The 20,281-nt window shown below is 42.7% G+C and carries 21 protein-coding genes; 4 read left to right on the top strand and 17 right to left on the bottom strand.

Annotated features, from left to right (window positions below; translation table 11 throughout):
• Positions 1 to 15 precede the first annotated feature (15 nt).
• The 14 genes from BEP19_RS08935 to BEP19_RS08870 form a co-directional block, all read right to left on the bottom strand.
• Positions 16 to 441, bottom strand: coding sequence for a flagellar basal body-associated FliL family protein (locus tag BEP19_RS08935; RefSeq protein ID WP_120189511.1), 426 nt, complete (start codon positions 439 to 441; stop codon positions 16 to 18).
• A 49-nt stretch (positions 442 to 490) separates the two neighbouring features.
• On the bottom strand, positions 491 to 1,336 hold the full coding sequence (locus BEP19_RS08930) for a flagellar hook-basal body complex protein (RefSeq protein ID WP_120189510.1): 846 nt from the start codon (positions 1,334 to 1,336) through the stop codon (positions 491 to 493).
• Between the two features lie 18 nt (positions 1,337 to 1,354).
• Positions 1,355 to 1,768 (bottom strand): flagellar hook assembly protein FlgD, encoded by a 414-nt coding sequence (gene flgD / locus BEP19_RS08925; RefSeq protein WP_245983438.1) that lies wholly within the window; start codon positions 1,766 to 1,768, stop codon positions 1,355 to 1,357.
• 16 nt (positions 1,769 to 1,784) lie between these two features.
• Complete coding sequence (locus tag BEP19_RS08920) at positions 1,785 to 3,119, bottom strand: flagellar hook-length control protein FliK (RefSeq protein WP_120189509.1); 1,335 nt, start codon at positions 3,117 to 3,119, stop codon at positions 1,785 to 1,787.
• Positions 3,120 to 3,164: 45 nt separating this feature from the next.
• Positions 3,165 to 4,046 (bottom strand): flagellar hook-associated protein FlgL, encoded by an 882-nt coding sequence (flgL, locus tag BEP19_RS08915; RefSeq protein ID WP_120189508.1) that lies wholly within the window; start codon positions 4,044 to 4,046, stop codon positions 3,165 to 3,167.
• A gap of 27 nt (positions 4,047 to 4,073) precedes the next feature.
• Positions 4,074 to 5,435 (bottom strand): flagellar hook-associated protein FlgK, encoded by a 1,362-nt coding sequence (gene flgK, locus BEP19_RS08910; RefSeq protein ID WP_245983437.1) that lies wholly within the window; start codon positions 5,433 to 5,435, stop codon positions 4,074 to 4,076.
• A gap of 29 nt (positions 5,436 to 5,464) precedes the next feature.
• Entirely contained in the window at positions 5,465 to 5,992 is a 528-nt protein-coding gene (locus BEP19_RS08905; RefSeq protein WP_120189506.1) for a flagellar protein FlgN, read from the bottom strand.
• Positions 5,989 to 6,270, bottom strand: a complete 282-nt coding sequence (gene flgM / locus BEP19_RS08900) for a flagellar biosynthesis anti-sigma factor FlgM (RefSeq protein ID WP_170145316.1) — start codon at positions 6,268 to 6,270, stop codon at positions 5,989 to 5,991. The genes BEP19_RS08905 and flgM overlap by 4 nt, the downstream gene beginning before the upstream one ends.
• A 94-nt stretch (positions 6,271 to 6,364) precedes the next feature.
• The gene (locus BEP19_RS08895; RefSeq protein ID WP_120189504.1) at positions 6,365 to 6,790 is read right to left on the bottom strand and encodes a TIGR03826 family flagellar region protein; all 426 of its coding nucleotides are present in this window, start codon (positions 6,788 to 6,790) and stop codon (positions 6,365 to 6,367) included.
• 20 nt (positions 6,791 to 6,810) lie between these two features.
• Positions 6,811 to 7,386, bottom strand: a complete 576-nt coding sequence (locus tag BEP19_RS08890; RefSeq protein ID WP_147393780.1) for a DUF6470 family protein — start codon at positions 7,384 to 7,386, stop codon at positions 6,811 to 6,813.
• Between the two features lie 26 nt (positions 7,387 to 7,412).
• The gene (locus BEP19_RS08885; RefSeq protein WP_120189502.1) at positions 7,413 to 8,507 is read right to left on the bottom strand and encodes an HD-GYP domain-containing protein; all 1,095 of its coding nucleotides are present in this window, start codon (positions 8,505 to 8,507) and stop codon (positions 7,413 to 7,415) included.
• 88 nt (positions 8,508 to 8,595) lie between these two features.
• On the bottom strand, positions 8,596 to 8,805 hold the full coding sequence (locus tag BEP19_RS08880) for a hypothetical protein (RefSeq protein ID WP_120189501.1): 210 nt from the start codon (positions 8,803 to 8,805) through the stop codon (positions 8,596 to 8,598).
• Positions 8,806 to 8,836: 31 nt separating this feature from the next.
• A complete protein-coding gene (locus tag BEP19_RS18155; RefSeq protein ID WP_281269287.1) occupies positions 8,837 to 9,469 on the bottom strand; it encodes a lytic transglycosylase domain-containing protein in 633 nt (210 codons plus the stop codon).
• 136 nt (positions 9,470 to 9,605) lie between these two features.
• Entirely contained in the window at positions 9,606 to 10,307 is a 702-nt protein-coding gene (locus BEP19_RS08870) for a flagellar brake protein (protein ID WP_120189500.1), read from the bottom strand.
• 333 nt (positions 10,308 to 10,640) lie between these two features.
• Between BEP19_RS08870 and BEP19_RS08865 the strand changes: the two genes are divergently transcribed.
• From BEP19_RS08865 to BEP19_RS08855, 3 genes are all read left to right on the top strand, one after another.
• Positions 10,641 to 11,423, top strand: a complete 783-nt coding sequence (locus BEP19_RS08865) for an arylamine N-acetyltransferase family protein (protein WP_120189499.1) — start codon at positions 10,641 to 10,643, stop codon at positions 11,421 to 11,423.
• Positions 11,424 to 11,623: 200 nt separating this feature from the next.
• A complete protein-coding gene (locus BEP19_RS08860) occupies positions 11,624 to 13,720 on the top strand; it encodes a methyl-accepting chemotaxis protein (RefSeq protein WP_120189498.1) in 2,097 nt (698 codons plus the stop codon).
• Between the two features lie 22 nt (positions 13,721 to 13,742).
• Positions 13,743 to 14,651 (top strand): chemotaxis protein, encoded by a 909-nt coding sequence (locus BEP19_RS08855; protein WP_120189497.1) that lies wholly within the window; start codon positions 13,743 to 13,745, stop codon positions 14,649 to 14,651.
• Between the two features lie 72 nt (positions 14,652 to 14,723).
• On the opposite strand, the gene BEP19_RS08850 is transcribed toward BEP19_RS08855, so the two are convergent.
• Both BEP19_RS08850 and BEP19_RS08845 read right to left on the bottom strand, forming a co-directional pair.
• The gene (locus BEP19_RS08850; protein WP_120189496.1) at positions 14,724 to 16,421 is read right to left on the bottom strand and encodes a methyl-accepting chemotaxis protein; all 1,698 of its coding nucleotides are present in this window, start codon (positions 16,419 to 16,421) and stop codon (positions 14,724 to 14,726) included.
• Positions 16,422 to 16,588: 167 nt separating this feature from the next.
• Positions 16,589 to 18,157 (bottom strand): S-layer homology domain-containing protein, encoded by a 1,569-nt coding sequence (locus BEP19_RS08845; protein WP_120189495.1) that lies wholly within the window; start codon positions 18,155 to 18,157, stop codon positions 16,589 to 16,591.
• Positions 18,158 to 18,307: 150 nt separating this feature from the next.
• Between BEP19_RS08845 and BEP19_RS08840 the strand changes: the two genes are divergently transcribed.
• The gene (locus tag BEP19_RS08840; protein ID WP_120189494.1) at positions 18,308 to 19,558 is read left to right on the top strand and encodes a copper amine oxidase N-terminal domain-containing protein; all 1,251 of its coding nucleotides are present in this window, start codon (positions 18,308 to 18,310) and stop codon (positions 19,556 to 19,558) included.
• Between the two features lie 98 nt (positions 19,559 to 19,656).
• On the opposite strand, the gene BEP19_RS08835 is transcribed toward BEP19_RS08840, so the two are convergent.
• Positions 19,657 to 19,857, bottom strand: a complete 201-nt coding sequence (locus tag BEP19_RS08835; RefSeq protein ID WP_120189493.1) for a cold-shock protein — start codon at positions 19,855 to 19,857, stop codon at positions 19,657 to 19,659.
• Between the last annotated feature and the right edge of the window lie 424 nt (positions 19,858 to 20,281).

Genomic DNA, 20,281 nt, shown 5'->3' with positions numbered 1-20,281 from the left:
CCTACCCATACATCATTAATCGCGCGCTATGATCTTTGTCGTATAAACTTTTATCACCTGACCCGTATTGACTAATTCGTTTAGCTCTGCCCGAAGGGTTTCCTCTAAATTTTCAATCCCCTGCTCCCCCTTCAACTCAACCAATGTTTTGACAGAAGCAATCCGAATAATATGATGTCGAATTTGAGGCATACGAAGTTCCAGTTCTCGTTTCGTTTTAACGGAGTCAGCCTGCAATTGAAATTTCAAAAGAATATAGCCGTGTTCCGCCAAGTTCACTGTTAATTCATCTGTTTCCATTGAATTTTCTTCCAACTTATCTGCGTTCAAATTTGCGGACATAGCTGGGTCGTTCGGTTGCTTAAACACTTGCCAGATCGTCACACCAGACACGGTGAGCAGTAGGATTAAGCTGATGATCATTAACAAAAATCTTCGCATCGTTTACCGTACCATCCTCATCTGCTACTAAAGTCTAACCCACATCAACTTATCGTTTCAAGTTCACAACTTCTTCTAAAATCGAGTCGGAAGTCGTAATCGTTCTCGCGTTCGCTTGGAATCCGCGTTGCGCTACGATCATTTCCGCAAACTCCTCTGTTAATTCTACATTAGACATCTCAAGTTGGCCGGAGATAATTTGAACGGAACTGGTTTCAGGAGTGCCAATTACAGGTACACCACCTGGGTGAGCATTTGTCGTAACCTCGTAAAGCGAACCGCCTAACTTCTGCAATCCACCAGGATTATTTACGGTCGCTATTCCAATTGTATCCCCTGCGCCTCCATCAACACTTACTAATTCTGTCGTACCATCATCTCCACGTGTCCCCCACACCTGTCCATTCATATCAATTGAAAAGGACGTGTAACCGATTGAAGCTGACTCATCATACCGAGGAATATTGATTACGTTACCATCTTCATCAAGTACGTGGTAACCTTGAGCAGTTACAAGATCCCCATTTGCATCGCGGGTAAAATTCCCAGCTCTTGTTAAATATTGGGCATTTCCCCCATCAGGTGATACAATGAAAAAACCATCCCCATCGATACTCAAATCTGTCGACAAGTTCGTAGTCATCGGGCTGCCAGGTGAATGCACCACATCAATTGCCGCAGCATTAACCCCTAACCCAATCTGTTTTGGATTGACTCCTCCCGCGACACCAGGCGCAGTCGCTCCAGCGACCGTTTGACTTAAAATATCTTGAAACATAACTCTACTTTTCTTATAACCCACAGTATTAACGTTGGCAACATTATTCCCGATCACATCTAATTTTGTTTGGAATCCTTGCATCCCAGAAATTCCTGAATATAATGAACGAAGCATTGAATATCCCCCTTTATATTATGGTTGTCGAATCGAACTCACTTGCTCAATGGGTACTTTCCATCCGTCTCCTATGTAAAAAACACTGCCCTCTTTGGTCGTTACGCCTGTTACCAAGCCGCTCTTCAGATCATTGATTTCAGGATCAAACCAACTGATTTCTTTGCCGATCGTTGATGCATGAGCATTCAACCCGTTCTGTGAATCAGCAAACTTCAAAAATGCTTCGTTTAAATTCATCATTTGTTCAAGGGAGCTAAATTGAGTCATTTGCCCGATAAATTCCTTGTCCTCCATCGGTTGTAGCGGATCCTGATGCCTTAATTGAGCAATCAGAATTTTAAGGAAATCTTCCTTGCCCATGATTTCTTTTTGTTCATGTGTTCTTACATTTTGATAATATGAACCTTGGACATTGTTTACAGTTGGCACTTGCTTACCTCCTACCTTAGGCAGTTAGATCAATGCTCGTATCCGAATGCTGAGCCCTATTGCCTGAATTCGTCAACGTTTGATCATAAACACCGCTTACTTCTCCCTGATTTAGTTGTCCAACCCTCGAAACTGATGATTGACGCTGTTTCGCTTGGTGCTGTTGTTGATACGTTCCAGAGCGAGTCTGAGATTGTTGCTGTTGGTTTTGCAAACCAGTTTCTGCAGCCGTTTGCACATCAATTTTTGTTACTTGTATCCCGTTTTGTTGCAATGATTGTCGTAAACCAGCAAGTTGAGCTTCCAAGAGATCTTTACCAAGCGTTGTTTCCGCGATAAACTGCGCAACCATTTGACCCTCTTGCAGAACAACCCTGACATCCAAATGACCAAGATGTTCTGGATATAGGGAAACCCTTGCTTCGGTCCCGTTAAGCAAATTTGAAATCTGCAACTTGGAAACGAGGAATTCGGTCATTTCTGGCACCAAACGTTCCTGATGAATTTTAGCGCTATCCACATTTTGCTCTTGTGATTGAATACTATGGTTGAATGATAAGTTAAAAGCAGGGAAGGTCGTTCCCATGTTTGAACGTTGAGTATTCACGTTAACGTCAAGAAACTCTTCACCGATTATCACCATTTCTTCGGGTGATTGTTGAACGATTTCTTCTATTGATGCCTCTTGATGTTCGACTTGAATGGTCAATTCATCTGACGCAGTTATATTCAGCGGCACTTCATTAAATGTTCGTCCCTGTACTCCGACTTGTGCAGAGAAAGGCATCCACCTCTGAGACTCTATTGAAGTTTCTTTATTTATTGATCTCATTATTTGATCGATGAGATTTTCCGGATTGTTGCTATTTTCTTCACCAGAAGCCGATTGGTTCATTCCTAGATATTCGAAAACACTTGACGAGATGCTTTCTAGTATTGCATTCTGGTTCGAAGAACCTTCAATTCTATCCGCTATTCCCTTGAACTGTTGAATAAGATCATCAGGCGTATCTACTTGTTGTCCTAATGCTTGTAGGAGCGATTGAATCCCTTCTTTAGACAAAGGCGTCTCCCTTGCGGACCGTATACTTTCCTTAATCTGTTCATCGGCTATATGATCAAAATTAGATAGCCACACGGCTAGCAACGCTACGATTTCATCTTTCATCTCTTCTAGTTGTTCTTGTTCTATCGTCTTAGGCGAATCTAGTTCTCTTAACTCTGTTAGACTCTGAAACTCTCCGAAGAGTACTGAAAAAGCATTCGTTGCCGTTGAATCTGGCGCGCCCGCTTTACCTACCTGTAGCGACGTGTTTTGAACGGGAGTTTGTAACGATTCCGAAATGAGCATATTTATTCACCACCCTTCTGTAATTGAGGATAATAAACTAGTTAATTAACGTAAGAAATCAACCAGGCTCGGTTGAATAATTCTAGCGCCCGCGGATAGTGCGGCTCGATGCACATTTTCTTGCGTGATTAATTCCGTAATCGTCTCAGCGATATCAGCATCTTCTGTCTTTGACAACAACTTCTTCGTTGTAATTTCAACTTGATCAAGCCTGGACAACACCAATTCCATCCGATTCATATTCGCGCCGACGCTTGCCCGTTCAGTTAGAACTGTATCTAGTTGCTCATCTATTTCTCCTAACCAGTTCCCAGGGTTGCCATTTTCTAAATCATTGAGAATTTCATCAAACATACCTTCTCCGGATCCACCCAAGAGGCCCGAAAAGATGTTTGAGCCATTTACACTCACTTTAATCATGCTCTGCTGTCCTACTTCCCATTCTATCTCACCAGCATCGTCGTCAATTGAGAATCCATTCTCGCCGTATGGCCTTTCTTTCGTATCAGTGCCTGAAAAAATATACTTGTCACCAATGGTCGTATTCGCGATCTCACCAACATGATCCCTCAGCTGTTCTATCTCTGCTTTGATCGCACCCATAGAAGTATCTTCATTGGTTCCATTGCTTGCCAATACGACTAACTCCCTAACTCGATGCAACACATTTGTCACCTGATCAAGCGCCTCATCTGTAACTTCAATCCAGCTTAAACCATCTTTCGCATTTCGTTTGTACTGTTCGATCTCCACCACGTTTGAGCGGTGAGCCATCGCTTGATAAACGCTAACCGGATCATCTGATGGTTTGTTTAACTTCTTTCCAGTTGACAGCTGGTTTTGATATTTATCAAGGACTTGATAGCTTCGGTTTAAATTACTTAACATGTTTCGATTCAACATTGTTTGCGTTACGCGCACAGACATTCTTCATCCACCTCCTCATCCATCACTTTATAATCCGACGCGACCCATTCCGTTAACAACTCGATCCAAAACCTCATCGATCGTTGTTACAAATCGAGCAGCCGCATTGTATGCCTGTTGGTAGCGAATCATGTTTACCATCTCTTCATCTAAAGAAACACCTGAAACAGATTGCCTTTGAAGGTCGATTTGATTCAGCAAAACATCACTGTTGTTCGCCATTCGCGAAGCTTGTTGTGAGCGAATGCCAAGTCCCGAGATGATTTGGCGATAATCATCATCAAAGGTGGTCCCGAGTTCATCTATATCCTCAAACTTCAAATCTGCTATGCGTTGGGCAAGATTTGGATTTCCTTCATCAAAATTAATACCATCTAGTGAGTCACGCTTGACTTCAATACTTATGGCATCTCCCCCACTAAAAAAATCTGGACCATTACCGATTTTAGTATTAACAGCATTAGCAATACCAGTGGCTAAACTGTTTATATCTTTGAGCGTGGAGTTAACCGCGTCTTTGCCTTCGACGATCCCCATTAATTCACCAGAAATTAACGCAGGAATCCCCCCATCAAGGGTAAAGCCACTTGTCTCCGAATATACCAACTCATTAAATTTAGGATTATCGCTCGGATCCACTAGTGTTTGTCCACCAAGCGATACCGTAATCATTCCGTGCTTATCCGGAGGGATACCTGGTATACTAGCCGGTTTCACTTCCACATCCACTAACTTCGACAACTGATCAATAAGCAGATCGCGTTTATCATATAAATCGTTTGGAATATGCCCATGTGGAACCAAGCGACCGATTTGATCATTTAACTCACTGATTTGTTCAGCCAGTGAATTTACCTCTTTCACTTTCGTCTTCATCACATTTTCCAAATCTGTTTCCAGACGTGTTAATGATTTGGCAATGTGATTAAACGTGTCGGCAACGGTGACTCCTCTTTCCTCAACGACTTTTCTAGCAGCCGAACTATTGGGATCCTTAGCTAACTCTTGCCAACCTTGCCAAAATTGGTCCATCACCGCTTGCAGACCTGTGTTCGACGGTTCAGCCAAAATTCCTTCCATTTTCATATACACATCACTCATTGTTTCCCAATATCCTGACGCTGTGTTTTCATTACGAAATTGGAGATCAAGGTAATCTTCGCGAATCCGAACAATTTGAGCGGGGCTTACACCTGTCCCCATTTGTTGCGGGGAACGATCAGAGTTCATACCCGGATAGTGAATCGAGCGAGCCGCCTCCAATTCAACGCGCTGTCTTGTATATCCGAGCGTATTCGAGTTAGCGATGTTGTGTCCCGTCGTACTGAGAGCTGCTTGTTGGGCGAATAGCGATCTTTTTCCTATTTCTAATCCATGAAATGTGCTCATGTTCATCCTCCTCTCTATGTTTAAAAACTCTAAGCCTTTGAATCGAAAAAGCCACGTTGAGCGGAACCGGTTCTTTCCGGCTGTTTAGAACGTCCATATGTTAAATGATCGTTTGGATCATTCATGGCTAACCGTAGTGTAAAATTAATATACGACAATGATTGTTCGATCAGTTGTTGATTAGATTGATTCAGGTTGCGTAGCTCATCCATTCGCGTTTGCAATTGCTCGCCCAAGCGGCTCAATTCTTGTTTAGCTTCATGATGTGGAATCATCTTAATTAGATCGACCAGCGACAGGTGTTGATAGACTAGGTTGTTTGCCGCTAACCATTTCTCCACAAACTGTTGTCGTTTCTGTTCCAATGTATCTACGTTGCGGGCTAATTTGGTCTGCTGATGAATATATTCTACGAGCTCACTTGTGTTGTTTTGAATCAATGCTTCTGTTTTCAACTGCTCCATATCTATAAGTTTCTGATGAACGTAATTCAATTCTTCCATGACACCAACTACATCTTGGATCAGTTCCATCTCACTTACCCCTGTCCCCATCATCGATTCTCCTTATTCCAGAGGGAGAGAAGCTTGCTCGCGATTAGGTCACTATTTGGTTTATACGCTCCCGTTTCAATCTGCGCTTTTAACACACTGACTCTTTCAGCCGCATCAGGCGCTTGATCGTTACGTTTTTGTTCTAGTTTTTGTTGGGCTTGTGGTGAAATTTCCAATTGATCGGTTTCCTGTTTTTTTACTAATCTTTTATCCTTCGGGTTGGCTGAGGTTTGTTGGTATTTGTTCATTGCCGAAATCCGACTCAAATCATTAATTTTCATGATGGTCCCTCCCTTCCCATGAATCCCGCGCGCCATCATCTATATCTTATCAGTAGTATCGGCATGGACCGAAATACTGTTTAGCCTTTTAGCTTTAGCTATGCCGATCCCATCTATAATCCTTAATGTGGTAAGTTGATCTTCTTTCTTTCTCTTCTGTTTCGCTTCGCTTGTTCGCCAATGCATCCACTTCTTCTTGCCAATCTCGCTTACAGTCACTACAAAAACGGCTCTTTTGAACCAATTTCCCACAACCCTCGCATGGGTACTCTATATTCGTATAAGAGTCGACAATCAGCCTTTGTTGTCGGATAAATTCTGTAATTTGATAGACTGAAACCCCGGTCTGCTCACTCATTTCCTGTAACGTGCTCATTCGATTTTCCTTTTTTCGCAAAAAGGCGGCGCAAACTTGAAATTCTTCTTCAATTTGTTTTAAGCAACTCGAACAAATTCGACTCCCCACCACCACAAACAACGCATCGCAGCGAACACAATGATCCAAATGATTTAAAGACATATTTGAGCCCTCCCTCTTTTTTATACCTTTACATCCAGCCCTTGGTCCATCACTTCGATTGTCAGGCTTTCTTGTTGTTTTAAATATATGTTTACATGACCTGGCTTATATTCGTGGAGTGGTTGATGCGACTTAGCATCGATCTTAACCCCGCCTTGAGTCCAATTCATGTCTAGTTTCGTTGGGGTAAAGCGGAACTGTACGGAGCCATAACTGGGTATAAACGTAATATTGAAAAGCGCAGGAGGGGGGTGGCTCTTTGTTTGAGCTACATCTGCAAGCGCATTTCCACCTCGTTCGATCGCAGCTAGTTGTCCACCTTCCTCGGCTCGACGAGCGATTCCTTCAAGACCTTGCTGCCGACTCGCGCTAGCCCAATCCCGCGCCAACGTAGCAGGGCCTTTTAAATTCGCTTCCTCCCATGCTCGCGTTTGATCAATCTCTAATATAGACGGGGAGCGTTCAATTTTTAATTCGGTCGGTTGCTGTTGTATCGCCATTTCCGCTTTTGGTTGTTGAATCGTTTGCTGCGGCTTTTCAGTTTCAATGCCAAGTTGAGCAAACGTTTGTGACATGCGTATCTGGGGTATTCTCATAAGCATATCCCTCACTAACTTCTCTGCTAAATTAAGGAATGGGTTTCCACAATTTCCAATTCCGGATATTGATTCAAATCTATCTCGCGCCACTGGATTAATGTTTCACCATTAGGCTCTTTAATAATTCGAACGACGGGACGATCAGGCGCATCAGGGTGGGGTTCGCTTACGATCGCTGTCTCACCCGTGTTTAAACGAACAGTCAGTCCGATTGGAAAAGGGGCAATCGTCTGTCGGAACGCATCGACCATTTTTTCCTCAAATAAAATCGATGATTGTGATTGGATCCAATTCATCGATTCATTCGGTAAAAGCGCCTTGCGATAGACGCGTTGTGTCGTCATGGCGTCATAAACATCACACACAGCCATTAAGCGGGCATAGGGATGGATCTCCTTCCCCTTTAATCCCCTTGGATAACCTGTACCATCCCACCGCTCGTGGTGCTGAAAAGCGCAATGGGCCGATAAATACGAAATTTCATATTGTTTTTTCAGGAGATCAAATCCAAACGCGGGGTGTTTCTGTATTTCGAAAAATTCATCGTTCGTTAATCTTCCAGGTTTATGTAAAATGGTGCTTGGTATTTGCATTTTTCCAATATCGTGCAATAGGGCGCCGATGCCGATCTCTTTGATCTGTCCATCATTAAAACCGAGACGTATACCAAGCGCGATTGAATAAATTGTAACATTAATTGAATGAGAGAAAACATGACTCTCTTTATCGTGAATCTCTGATAAAAGACTCATTGTTTGGTTACTGTCTTTGATGACTGTTATCAGGTTTTCAAAAACACGCGTCAGATCATTCACCTTTACTTGCGATGAAAATCGCTTGCTGCCTTGTCGGCTACTCTCCTGAATCGATGAAAAAACAGAACGAATCACTTGCATCGCTTCAATCCGTGTTTTTAGCGGTACCGCATCCACCACCTCGATCCCCTCTGATAACTCATCTCGCGCGTAAATAATAGAAATACCTAAAAGCTTTAAACGTTCTATCATCGCCTTTGTTAATTCCGTTCCTGCTCCGATGAGTTTAATGCCGTCTGAGTTATAAATCGGTTTGGCCAGGATCGTTCCTGGCAAGCATTGATCCGTTGCGACAATTCTCATGAACTTCCTCCCTCACCTCCTACTTTTGAAAAGAGAGCCTGTGGAAAACAGGCTCTCCAGCTGTAACCTACTGGCGGCGCGAGTAACACTAAGCGCGCAAATCGACATGTTGTCCACTATACGGATGTGGAGACGGGTTAATCGTCCGCTGGCCAACTTCCCTTTGCAGCTGCTGAAAATCTTCAAGCATGGTGATTGCCTGGGCGCTTGCCGTGGCATGCGCTGATTTCAACAAGTTCATCGACAACGTCTGTTTCATGTCCGTTAATTGAACTGCCGCTAGGTCTGACACTTTCATTTCATTTATCCCCCCTTTCGAACTTGCCGTATTACGCGTACCCTTTTTGAGCATCCTTTAAAATTTTATTGACATAGTTTTGCGTCTCTTTAAACGGTGGAATTCCGCCATATTTTTGAACGTTGCCTGGTCCCGCATTGTAAGCGGCTAAAGCTAATGGAACTTCCTTGAACCGTGTTAACATTTGTTTCAGGTATCGTACCCCGCCATCGATATTTTGCTGCGCGTCAAATGGGTCTTGAACCCCTAACGATCGCGCCGTGGCTGGCATTAATTGCATCAAACCAGCCGCTCCCGCGGGGGAAACCGCCTGTGGATTATAATTACTCTCCGCCTTTACAACCGCTTTAATTAATGCAACCGAGACTCCGTGTTTTTTTGCGGCCTCGGCGATCGCATGTTCAATTGTCATACGAGAAGCGTGTTGGTCAGTTGGCGCCAGAGTCACCGTTGGGGTTTGCAAAATTGCGCGCGGAACCATTTGATCCTCGATGATGCCCCGATCAACTTCTTGATCAACTGATTCTAGAAGGGATTGTAATAACTCAGGAAATGTATCTTTTCCTTCTAGTAATGCTTGACCTACTGTATCTCTCAATTTTGGATTTTTTTCTAACGCATCTATTAGTAAATGATTGTTCATCCAACGTGTCGACAGTTCCATATGATGGATCAACCTCTTTCTATTACCTATTATCTTATAATATCGGGTGATTCGCTGAATTTCTTTAGAGTAACTTTGCATATTCTAGCAAGAAAATAAAAAGAGGACCCCTTACCGATTGGGTCCCAGATGACTACTATTTTAATCTTTTATGTAATTCCATTTGACGCTGTAAGCAAATGCGAATGATATGATCCCGATCGCGTTCATCAATTTCGATAAATTGAATGGCGTATAACGGATAAGGCCGTTCTGAATTGGCTTCCAACTTTCGAAGAACGACGCCTGAAAAGTGGATATCTCTTAGAGCGTCTTTCCCGTTAGGCGCGTTAAGCACGCCTGCTACCATTTGTCCAGTTGCAAGTGAAATCGTTTCGGTCACCCTAAATGCTAATCCACCCCCGCTTAGATCGATCGTCTTTAGATCCAACATTTTTACAGGGTTTTGGATAATAATTGAAATGTCTAATTCAAACGGGACACGTAAATAATTTCGACGTTGGATCCGAGAAATAATTCTATCCGTCGGCTTTTCGATCCGTAGTAATGGAATATTATCAGATGCTTTTCCTTTTACCTTACTTGGAAAGCTATACATAACCCCATCTTCGCCTATGAAAACAACATAGATTTCATCGCCCTGCAACAAGTGCCGCATACGACCGGAACCTTCTTCAATCGGTATTTCAATCGCGAATTCCTGTCCGAAATCCTCAGCAACCCTTGATTTAAGTGTCACATCTTTTTCTTCCATGGAATCCTGAGCGTACGTGGTAATCTGCAGAGGAAGACCGACCACTAACATTTCTTTTGGACTTTTATTCCTTCTTTTAGGCACAACGCTTCAAACTCCTTACATATATAGTGTATATCAGCGCGTTTCATTTTTGGATTTTTATTCCTCCAATTATAGCGCAAAGTGAATCTTTATGACTATAAATCTACCTCTACCCTAACAACTTAACGATTCCCCAGACAAAATCAAGGTTCTTTTAGTCTACTTAAGTTGAATTTCCCTAAAGTGGTTGTTACTAAACACCTACTCTTGTTGGTTGTCATTCAACCTTGACAACGTTTGCTATGACTTCTACTGTATAAGGAATACGATATAAATATGATATAAAGTCTACTTACAATTAAATTAACTTTTAAATTATGGAGGGAGTTAACGATGAGTCAATTGAATCGTTTATTTAGAAAAAGGTTAGCGCTTTCGGAAAACGAGGCGATTACTTTTGAAACATTGGATCTAATCCTTGAAAGATTTGCAACGACGATTCCCTTTGAAAATTTAAGAATTCTAAACGATCAAGTAGAACCCGTCAGCAGAGACAGTTTGCTAACCAAAATTTTGATCAATCAAGAAGGCGGACTCTGTTACGAGCTAAATCCTCTATTTTATTTCTTTCTATTAGAAAATGGATTTGACGTGACGCTGATCCGAGCCAACGTGCTCAATGCCGAGACAAACCGTTTTTCGCCACTCGGGAAGACGCATGTGACGATCCTATTACGTTATGAGGGACAAAAGTATTTACTAGAGACAGGCTTTGGCGGGAACCTGCCGTTAAAACCCGTCCCATTTAGCGGTGAAACGGTCACTTCTGCAAATGGTTCTTTTCGCATCATACCAATGCAAGACGAAGCAGAATATGACTACGCTCTCGAACTTAAATTGAAACATAAAGATTCCGCTTGGAGGGTGGGACACGCCTTTCATAGTGAACGCCCTGTAACTAATTTGGCTGAGCTGAGCGAAATTCAAACGATTGTCGCTGAGCATGAAATCTCTCACTTTAATAAAGCCCCGCTTGTAACACAGCTCACGGAGAGTGGAAATGTAACGCTAACAGACACAACGTTCACCGAATGGAAAAACGGGGAAATGAAAAAACAAACAATCGATGATGCCCAATTTCAACAACTAGCCAAACAAATTTTCGGCCTATCCTAAAAGATCAATCAAGCCCACTGCTTAACGAGTGGGCTTTTTTTCTTGAAAACCAACCATACCAGCAAGTTTTTTTGAAAATTTATTAGAAATAGTTGGAATGTTATTTAAATTGTCTATAATGAAGGTGTAAGTCTAACAACCCAGGTCTTTGGTTACACTCTACGTTTTGTAGAACTTGATAGGAAGGGAGAGTCGATCCGTTGAATTTGTTTGCAAGGTTTCTCATACCGATTTTAGGCGCTTGTTTTATTACTTTTGGCTCTGTTTTCTTGTATAACTTGAGCAAGACAAACGACCTTGTCGTAGATAGCGCAAACGAAATCGCTGCGGCAGAAGGAGAAAAATACGCGCTCCAAATTCAAGCCGAGTTAAATGACGCAATGGACGTTTCTAGAACGTTGGCTGCTATGTTTGCTTCCATGCTAGAGGAAGATCAGGCAGACCGCGGCTTGGCCAATGCATTTTTAAAAAAATCACTGCTGGAAAATGAACAATTTTTATCCGTTTGGACCGCTTGGGAACCAAATACTTTTGATCAACAAGACGCTGCATTTGTTTTTCAGGAAGGGCACGATGAAACGGGCCGATTTGTTCCAAATTGGAGCCGAGTCAATGACAACATCCAACTGAGCGCCCTTGAAAAATATGATCAACCCGGATTAGGCGACTATTATTTGTTATCAAAAGAAAACGGCCAAGAATTCATCTTAGAACCGTATACATATCCTTTACAGGGCCAAGACGTATGGCTGACATCAATTACAGCGCCAATTACTATGAACGGGAACACCATCGGGGTCGTCGGAGTTAATCTTGGTCTCGACTTTTTACAAGAGATTGCTAATACGATTCAACTGTACGACAGCGGATTTGGAGCGATTGTGACCCATCAGGGCACTTTTGCCGCCCATAAAGGGACGAACTTGATTGGCGCGAGCAACTATGCGGTCGAAGGACTAACAGACGCGGCGGCTATTCAAAACGCGATTGAGTCTGGGCAAGGGCTGACGATGATCGATTATTCTCCCGTGACGGACAGTAAGGTGTTTAAAACATACACCCCGATTCATGTTGGAGAAGCAAGTACCCCGTGGTCGCTGATGGTTTCAATCCCTGTCAACGAAGTAAAACAAGAATCTACGAAAATGCTCGTTTTCTCCATTTGCTTAGGCGCGGTTGGAACAATTATTCTTACGTTGATCATCTTTGTCGTCGTCAAAAGGTTAATTCAACCGATTAAATCCGTTGTTGTTCAGATGACAGAGATCGCTGGCGGGAACCTGATAGTCGAACCGCTTGAACTGAAGACAAAGGATGAGATTGGGCAATTAGCCCAGGCAATGAATGAAATGACTTCTAACATTCGATCGTTAATCCGTGATGCCGCTGATATTTCACATCAAGTTGCCGCAGCCGGGCAAGAACTTCTCGCCTCCACGAATGAAATGAAAGATGGAATTGAGCAAGTTTCCGCTACGTCGGAAGAACTAGCTGCTGGATCGACAGATCAAGCGATGCGCGCCTCCGATACACTGGGCAAAATTCAACTGATCGACCAAGAAGTGAAACAGATCAACGAATACGCAGTTGAAATGAATGACCGATCACAAATCACGGAAGATTCTTCACAAAGCGGCGTAGATAACGCGGAGCAATCGATTAATCAAATGGAAATGATTGCTGAAAAAGTCACTTCGACCGCGCGGATTGTAGATGAATTAGGCGTCAAATCAAAGGAGATTGATCAAATTCTCCATGTCATTAATGATATTGCCGCGGAGACAAATCTACTGGCCCTCAATGCCGCAATTGAAGCCGCGCGGGCGGGAGAACAGGGCAAAGGCTTTGCCGTTGTTGCCGAGGAAGTTAGAAAGCTGGCCGAGCAATCGACCCAAGCAACCAATCAAATTGCGGGTATCATCAACAATGTGCTTCACGAAGTGCAGGAAGCTGAAACGGCGATGAATGAAGTGGTTGTTGAGGTGCAGTCTGGAGCTAATGTGATTGGACAAAACCGCCAAGCTTTCAATGAAATCGCCCAACATATTACGGAGATGATCGAACAAATCAGAAAAGTGACCGACGCATCAAAACGAATTGAACAAGATACGAACGAATCGGTGCAAGATGTAGAAAACATTGCGGCGATTAGTCAACAATCCTCTGCCGGCGCGGAAGAATTATCCGCTACGATGGAGCAACAAGCGCAGGCGATGCAAGAAGTGGACGGAATGGCAAGAACACTGGCTGAAATGGCTGAATCTTTAAACCAGTCATTAGCGAAATTCAGTTATTAATCCAAAAGGTAGGTTGATGTACATGCAGAACAATCAAGGAATCTTGCTCGAAAGCGGAACCAATGAACTCGAAATTATTGAATTTGGGATTGGTCATAATCGATTTGGTATTAATGTGATGAAAGTAAGGGAAATCATTCAACCCGTTCCGATTACGAAAGTGCCTCAATCACACCAACAGATAAGTGGGATTATTGAATTGCGCGGTGAAGTGTTGCCTGTCATTGATTTAGCTGATTCGTTGGGATTTCCTCCATCCTCGAATCCTGAACAGGATAAATTTATGGTAACTGAATTCAATCAACAGAAAATTGTCTTCCATGTTCACTCTGTTGCTCAAATTCATCGTATTTCATGGGAACAAATCGAGAAACCTTCTGAAATGTATCAAGGCGCAAACGGACAAGTCATCGGTGTCATCAAATTGAACAACGAAATGGTCCTGTTGTTAGATTTCGAAAAAATCGCGGTCGACATTAATCCCAAAACGGGGATACACCTTCAACAGATTCAGAAACTTGGCATGGTGAGCGACCGCGCCAATAAACGTCTGGTGATCGCCGAGGACTCGCCGTTGTTACGTAGCCTACTTCATGAAACATTAACAGAAGCCGGTTTTCAAGAGCTTGAGTTTTTTGAAAATGGAAAGGATGCCATCCAGTATTTAGAGAGCATTGTTAGTCAAGGTAAGGCAATTGAAGATGAAGTCCAACTCATGATCACCGATATTGAAATGCCGCAAATGGATGGTCATCATTTAACAAAAAGGGTGAAAGACGACCCAACGTTAGCGAAACTTCCCGTTGTCATCTTCTCATCGCTCATCACCGATAGTTTACTGCATAAAGGTGAACTCGTTGGGGCTGACGCGCAAGTCAGTAAACCGCAAATTAATGAACTCATTTTACTGATCGATCAACTCGCTTTATAAATAAAGACCTCAAAGAAATCGGCTCTCCGCGTTTGCAGGAGAGCCGATTTTTTATTCACATAAGGTTCTTTTCTAAATTTTAAATCGGCGAGCCAATTCGTTCAATTCTTCAGATAAACGAGCTAACTGACTGGAACTAGACGTTACCTCTTCCATGGAACTGCTTGTCTGTTGCGATGATGCGGATGTTTGTTCGATCCCTGCCGCTGATTCTTCTGAAATTGCCGCAATCTCTTGAATCGAACGATTCATCTCCTGACTGTCTTTTGTAATGTCTGATAAATTTGTGGTTACAACGTCTATGTTTTGAACAACATGCTCAACCGCCTCCGTTATTTCACCAAACGTTTTTCCAGTCGACATCATATGCCTTGCGCCTTGTTCAACTTGTTCATAGCCCGTTTGCAGTGATTCTGTCACACTATGCGTTTCTTGTTGAATACTCTGCACAATCTCCGTAATATCCGTGACTGAGACTGATACGCCTTCGGCAAGTTTACGCACTTCATCAGCAACAACGGCAAACCCCCGACCCTGCTCTCCCGCCCGCGCCGCCTCAATTGCCGCGTTTAACGCTAACAAGTTCGTCTGATTGGCAATTTGATGAATAACGGAAACAAGTTCTGATATTCTTTCAGATTGCTTATCTAAGCTCCGTACTTTCTCCACCGCGTCACGCACAATTTCATCGACCAGGTTCATTTGTTTCGTCGATGCTTCCATCAATTGATAACCTTCATGCGTCATCTTTAACACATCATTGGATGATTGTTGCACATCAAGACCATTTGCATTCGCCTCTTCCACCTTTGCGGTGAAAACATCCGTTAGCTCAGAAAGCTCGCTTGAGTGATCCGCCTGTGTCTCAGAGCCAGAAGCCAACTCCTGCATCGTTACCGCAATTTGTTCTGAGGCCGCCATCACTTCGCTTGCCGCCTGCGTCAACTCGACACTTTGATTACTGACTGTTTCGGATACGCGATTGATCTCGCTTAATAAGTCCCTCATGCGGTAATTCATATCATTTGTCGTCTGATAGAGTTGGCCTATTTCATCAATTGCTTTTGTCTCTAGCGGTTCCTTGCTTAAGTCGCCCTCAGCGATGACTTGCATCCGTTCAATAAGGGTTTGAATCGGATTAGATATCGAATGAGAGGTCACAAACGCAGCCCCGATTCCAATGATCACTACTAAGATCGAGACGACAACGCCTAAAACTAATGTTTCTTCCCCGTTGTCAACAATCAGATCCGCTCGCTCTATTAATCGCGCGCCCTGTTCGATTGATATATCTTTGAAGCCGTTTTTGATCTCTCTCGAGAAAACTGTCATTTCCGCTAAATTTTCAATCGCCATTTCCGTGTTACCTTTTTGGTATTCATCAATGACACGTTCAACCAAAGACGATTCCCATTCACTTTTTCGATCTACAAGTTGTAAAATTTCTACCGAATCTGTTAACGTTTGCATTGTTTCCCGATACTGCTTACTTTCCTCTATATACCCATTAAATAAATTAGTGTAACTACTGTCGCCGCCACTCAGCACATAACCTCTGACATTAGCAAGCATTTCTGCCGTATTAAAAGCCAAATCATCCGCTGTCGACAGGATCGGCATATCCACTTGCACGATTGTTTTCGTTTGCTTATTCCCGTTGCTCGTCGCTAAAAAATTGAAAACACCTAAGAAAGTAGTTAGCAACAACACCAACGAAAAACCAAACAACATTTTGGTTCTTATCGATTTAAACTGAAAAATCCTTCCCATCTACTCCCCACCCTTTAAATGTATAAAATAAATCCCCATACTGTAAGTATCGGCAGAGAAGTAGAAGAGATTAGCATATTATCGGAATATTTTTTAGATTAAAAACCTTACAAAAAAAACAAACCATTCCCGTGAAAGGAGTGGTTTGTTTTAGCTCTCTGAACCATTTAATTCAACATTTTCTTTTGCATCAGGTTATAAATAAGAGATGACGCCTCGGCAAACGTCAAATTGCTTCTTGGATTAAAATGGGTGCCGTTCCCTTTCATTAGTCCTTGCGTAGTTACGGCTAACACCGAAGGCTTCGCCCACTCATCAATCCGATTAGCGTCCCTATAATGCTTTCTCAATTCACTGTTCGGATCGGCTGCTACATTCTGCTGATTTCTGTTGCGTGTATTACGTGTTCTTGCTTGTCTGCTCTGGTTTTGATCAGTTTCGACTTGAACCGCGCGCGCTAAGAAGGCGGCTGCTTCTTGACGGGTTAACGGTTGCTCGGGGGCCATAATGTTATATCCCGCGAGATCGGCTTCTTTTCCAAATACAACCCCATTCATAACAGCTGCCATCAGATAACCTGTATCGTCTTTCCCGTACTTCAATTCGGATACATCAGCAAAATAACCTTGGTAATCTAACGGCTGAAACCCTAACGCTTTAGACAGTAAAACGATATAAGATAGACGGTCAATCGGACGGTCCAATTGGGAAATAAGAAATTGATCCTTTGCATTTATCTCCGGTTGTAAGATCCCTTTGTAGGCAAGCCCGAGGACATCTTTGCGGGCCCAATGCGGCTTGATTCCATAATCTTTATAGACTAAACCAATCGCATAAGTGCCAAACTCATCAAATTCGGCCGTCACCGTTTGTTTGGCGCTGTCAACAACACCGCCGATCGGAACCCACTTTTCATGATGCGCTTTTAACATCGTTAAATTGTAGCCTTCCATTTGTTTCGGCACAACGCCTTCATATGTAATCGTAATATCCCCCGATGCGCTCGGCTCCGCAAATAAACGTCTCATCCCATCGCGGATCGAATACTGTCGGCTCAAAAAAACATACTCATCCGATTGCGGTGGGGCTTCAAATACATTCACTGACAATCTTTGCTCCGGTACTAATGACTGAACGAGAGTTGGGTCAGCAATATAGCTGTCTTTAGGAAAACGAAGTCTCAATTTATTGCCAAACGTCGTGATGTCCTTGTTATCCTGAAAATCAAGCAGCACATTTGCATGCGGATGATCGACATTATAATAATTCAGTTCAATATCAATTTTTCCGCTTTCCCCTAAAAAGTTTTGCAACGATTTATCCTTTGGATCCAAGTTCTTGATTTGAATCGGAACTTTGTACCCTGTTGTTGTTTTCTCTAACTTCGTATCTAGATCATGCAGTGTATACTGATGATGGGTCGTTCCCGTAATTCGAGAATAAGAGGCCCTTCCATTGTAATCGACATCGACTACACCTAACGCAATCCCATTGTAGCCATAATTCGGCTTACTATTTTGACGGTTATACCACAACAGTGTAAATTTCAGCTCTTTCAAATAGTTTGTACTAATGTTGGTATCCTTCGGGTTATCGAGACGAATATAAAAGCCGCTGCTCTTATCAAAAAAATAATGCCGACCATCGCTCGGATTATAGGTCGCTTGAGCAGCGCCGCCCCAGATTGGGGTAAGTAATACGCAAAAACAAATACATAGTAAGATTCTCTTCCACATCGTTGTCTCTCCTTTTTCTACAAAACTAGCTATATAGTACCTTCTATACTATGCATAAAATCTCCTGCGTCTGATCCAAAAGTTATAGAGATGTTTCTAGTTTTTAGATACAATAGGTAGAACGAGAAAAAATAGGAAAGGAATCATACGATGCGAATAGTAACGAAGTCCTTGCTCTGTCTCAGTCTTTTACTAACCCCTTATCTATCTGACTCAACCGATGCCGCGGGGGCAACACTGCCCGTTATTACGCTAAATGGAGATGTAAAAGCCTTTCAGCATCCCCCGCGAATCATCAATGGGCGAACTTTTTTACCGATGCGTGAAACATTAGAATCACTGGGTGCAACCGTTAGTTGGGATCCCAAAACAAGGACCGTAACCGCGATTAAACAGGGACAAACGGCTCAATTAAAATTAGGATCAAACGAAGCTTATGTGAACAATCGACTCGCTTACCTAGAGGAACCTGCTCGGCTGATTAACGATATAACCTTTGTTCCGCTCCGCTTTATTGGACAAGCGTTAGGGGCCAGCGTAACGTGGGATGAACAAACTCGGACCGTTTCAATTGTGACAGAATCAGAAGAAAAAGAACTTGAGTCGGATCAGGCCGTCACCATCTGGAATGACGAACACCGCTATCAAATGAAATGGCTCCATGAGCAATTACTCGATTTAAAAGATCAGATGGACCGTTTCTTTGATCCGACAAGCGACCTATATAAAATAGATCGCCATACACTGGGGTTGGAAATCCGTGAACAAGTCCGCAGCTACAAAACGATTTTTAACCGCGCCGAATCCAACAGCCAAGCGGACGCCCGATTGCAATCGTATTTGCGGGAATACGCGACCACTGTCGATTTGATCGAAGATGCAGTTAGATGGAGCAGCTCATACAGAACCAAAGCCAATCAACACATAGAAAACGCTCAGGCGCTCTACAATCATATGGTTGAGCAGTGGAGTTCTGATAAAGAAGCAACCACCATAATGGAAGCGATCAAAACATCGAAGGAGTTTGATCCCTTTTTATCCGATCAACACAAGGTTTCTTATCAATTGATAAAAAGAGAGGAAAGCAAAGCAACCGTTCACTTTATTATTCCTCCATCCGCAGACAGCGAGGGTTATTCGGTTACCTATCAACTGGTGTCAAATGAAAAGGAGTGGATCGTTGATCGAAAAACAAATCATCGCGAACGAGTAAAAGAAGATGAATTGATTACAGCAATTGAAAGAAGATACCGAACTCAGAATTTTAAAGACGTCAGCGTGAAGCGCTTATTTTATGATTCAAAAACCGGCGTCTATCATGCCACCGTATTTTCCTCAAGCAGAAAAGGCGGTTGGACCGTCTTTGCAGATCCGTTTAGTAAGGAGTTATGGGAGAAGTAGTTCATTATGGGGATAGAGAGGGTATTGTACCCTCTCCATTTTTCTTGCATATACGCAAAAAAAGACCCTATAAATAGGGTCCTTTTTATCAATTTAAATTAAACTTTTTGAACGTTAGTAGCTTGAGGACCACGTTGTCCTTGTTCTACTTCAAAAGTTACACTTTGACCTTCGTCTAAAGATTTGAAACCGTCGCCTTGAATTGCTGAGAAGTGTACGAATACGTCTTCCCCTTCTTCACGCTCGATGAATCCAAACCCTTTTTCTGCATTAAACCACTTAACTGTACCTTGTTCCATAATTGTTTCCTCCTAGTGTGATGATCCACACGATATGTTACTATCCTTGCTCAAATACCTTAGACGAACACCAATTGATATTCACAATCTAAACAGAACAAAAATAATTCTTCTTTATAATAACATAGGCGTAAAGAAATAGCAAATATTAGATTGATCTTTTTTAAAAGTGAAGGGGACTGTATAGAAATCCATGGAGATTTCCGCCTGCCCCCCATATCGGGCATTAAACGGACGAGGTACACATACAAAGATACAATAGTAAAAGACAATTAGGGCAAAAACTGATGTCAGATACACTTGAATTGTTGTTGAATGAAATTCAAACGATTACAATGAACATCGCGACAAAAGAAGACGTTGAAGATTAAAAAAACGATGTGAGGACTGTTAGCGCGCGATTAGAAAGGATCGATCGGCAAAG

The organism is Ammoniphilus oxalaticus, assembly GCF_003609605.1.
Classification (GTDB): Bacteria; Bacillota; Bacilli; order Aneurinibacillales; family RAOX-1; genus Ammoniphilus; species Ammoniphilus oxalaticus.
This window is presented reverse-complemented; position numbering and strand designations above follow the sequence as displayed.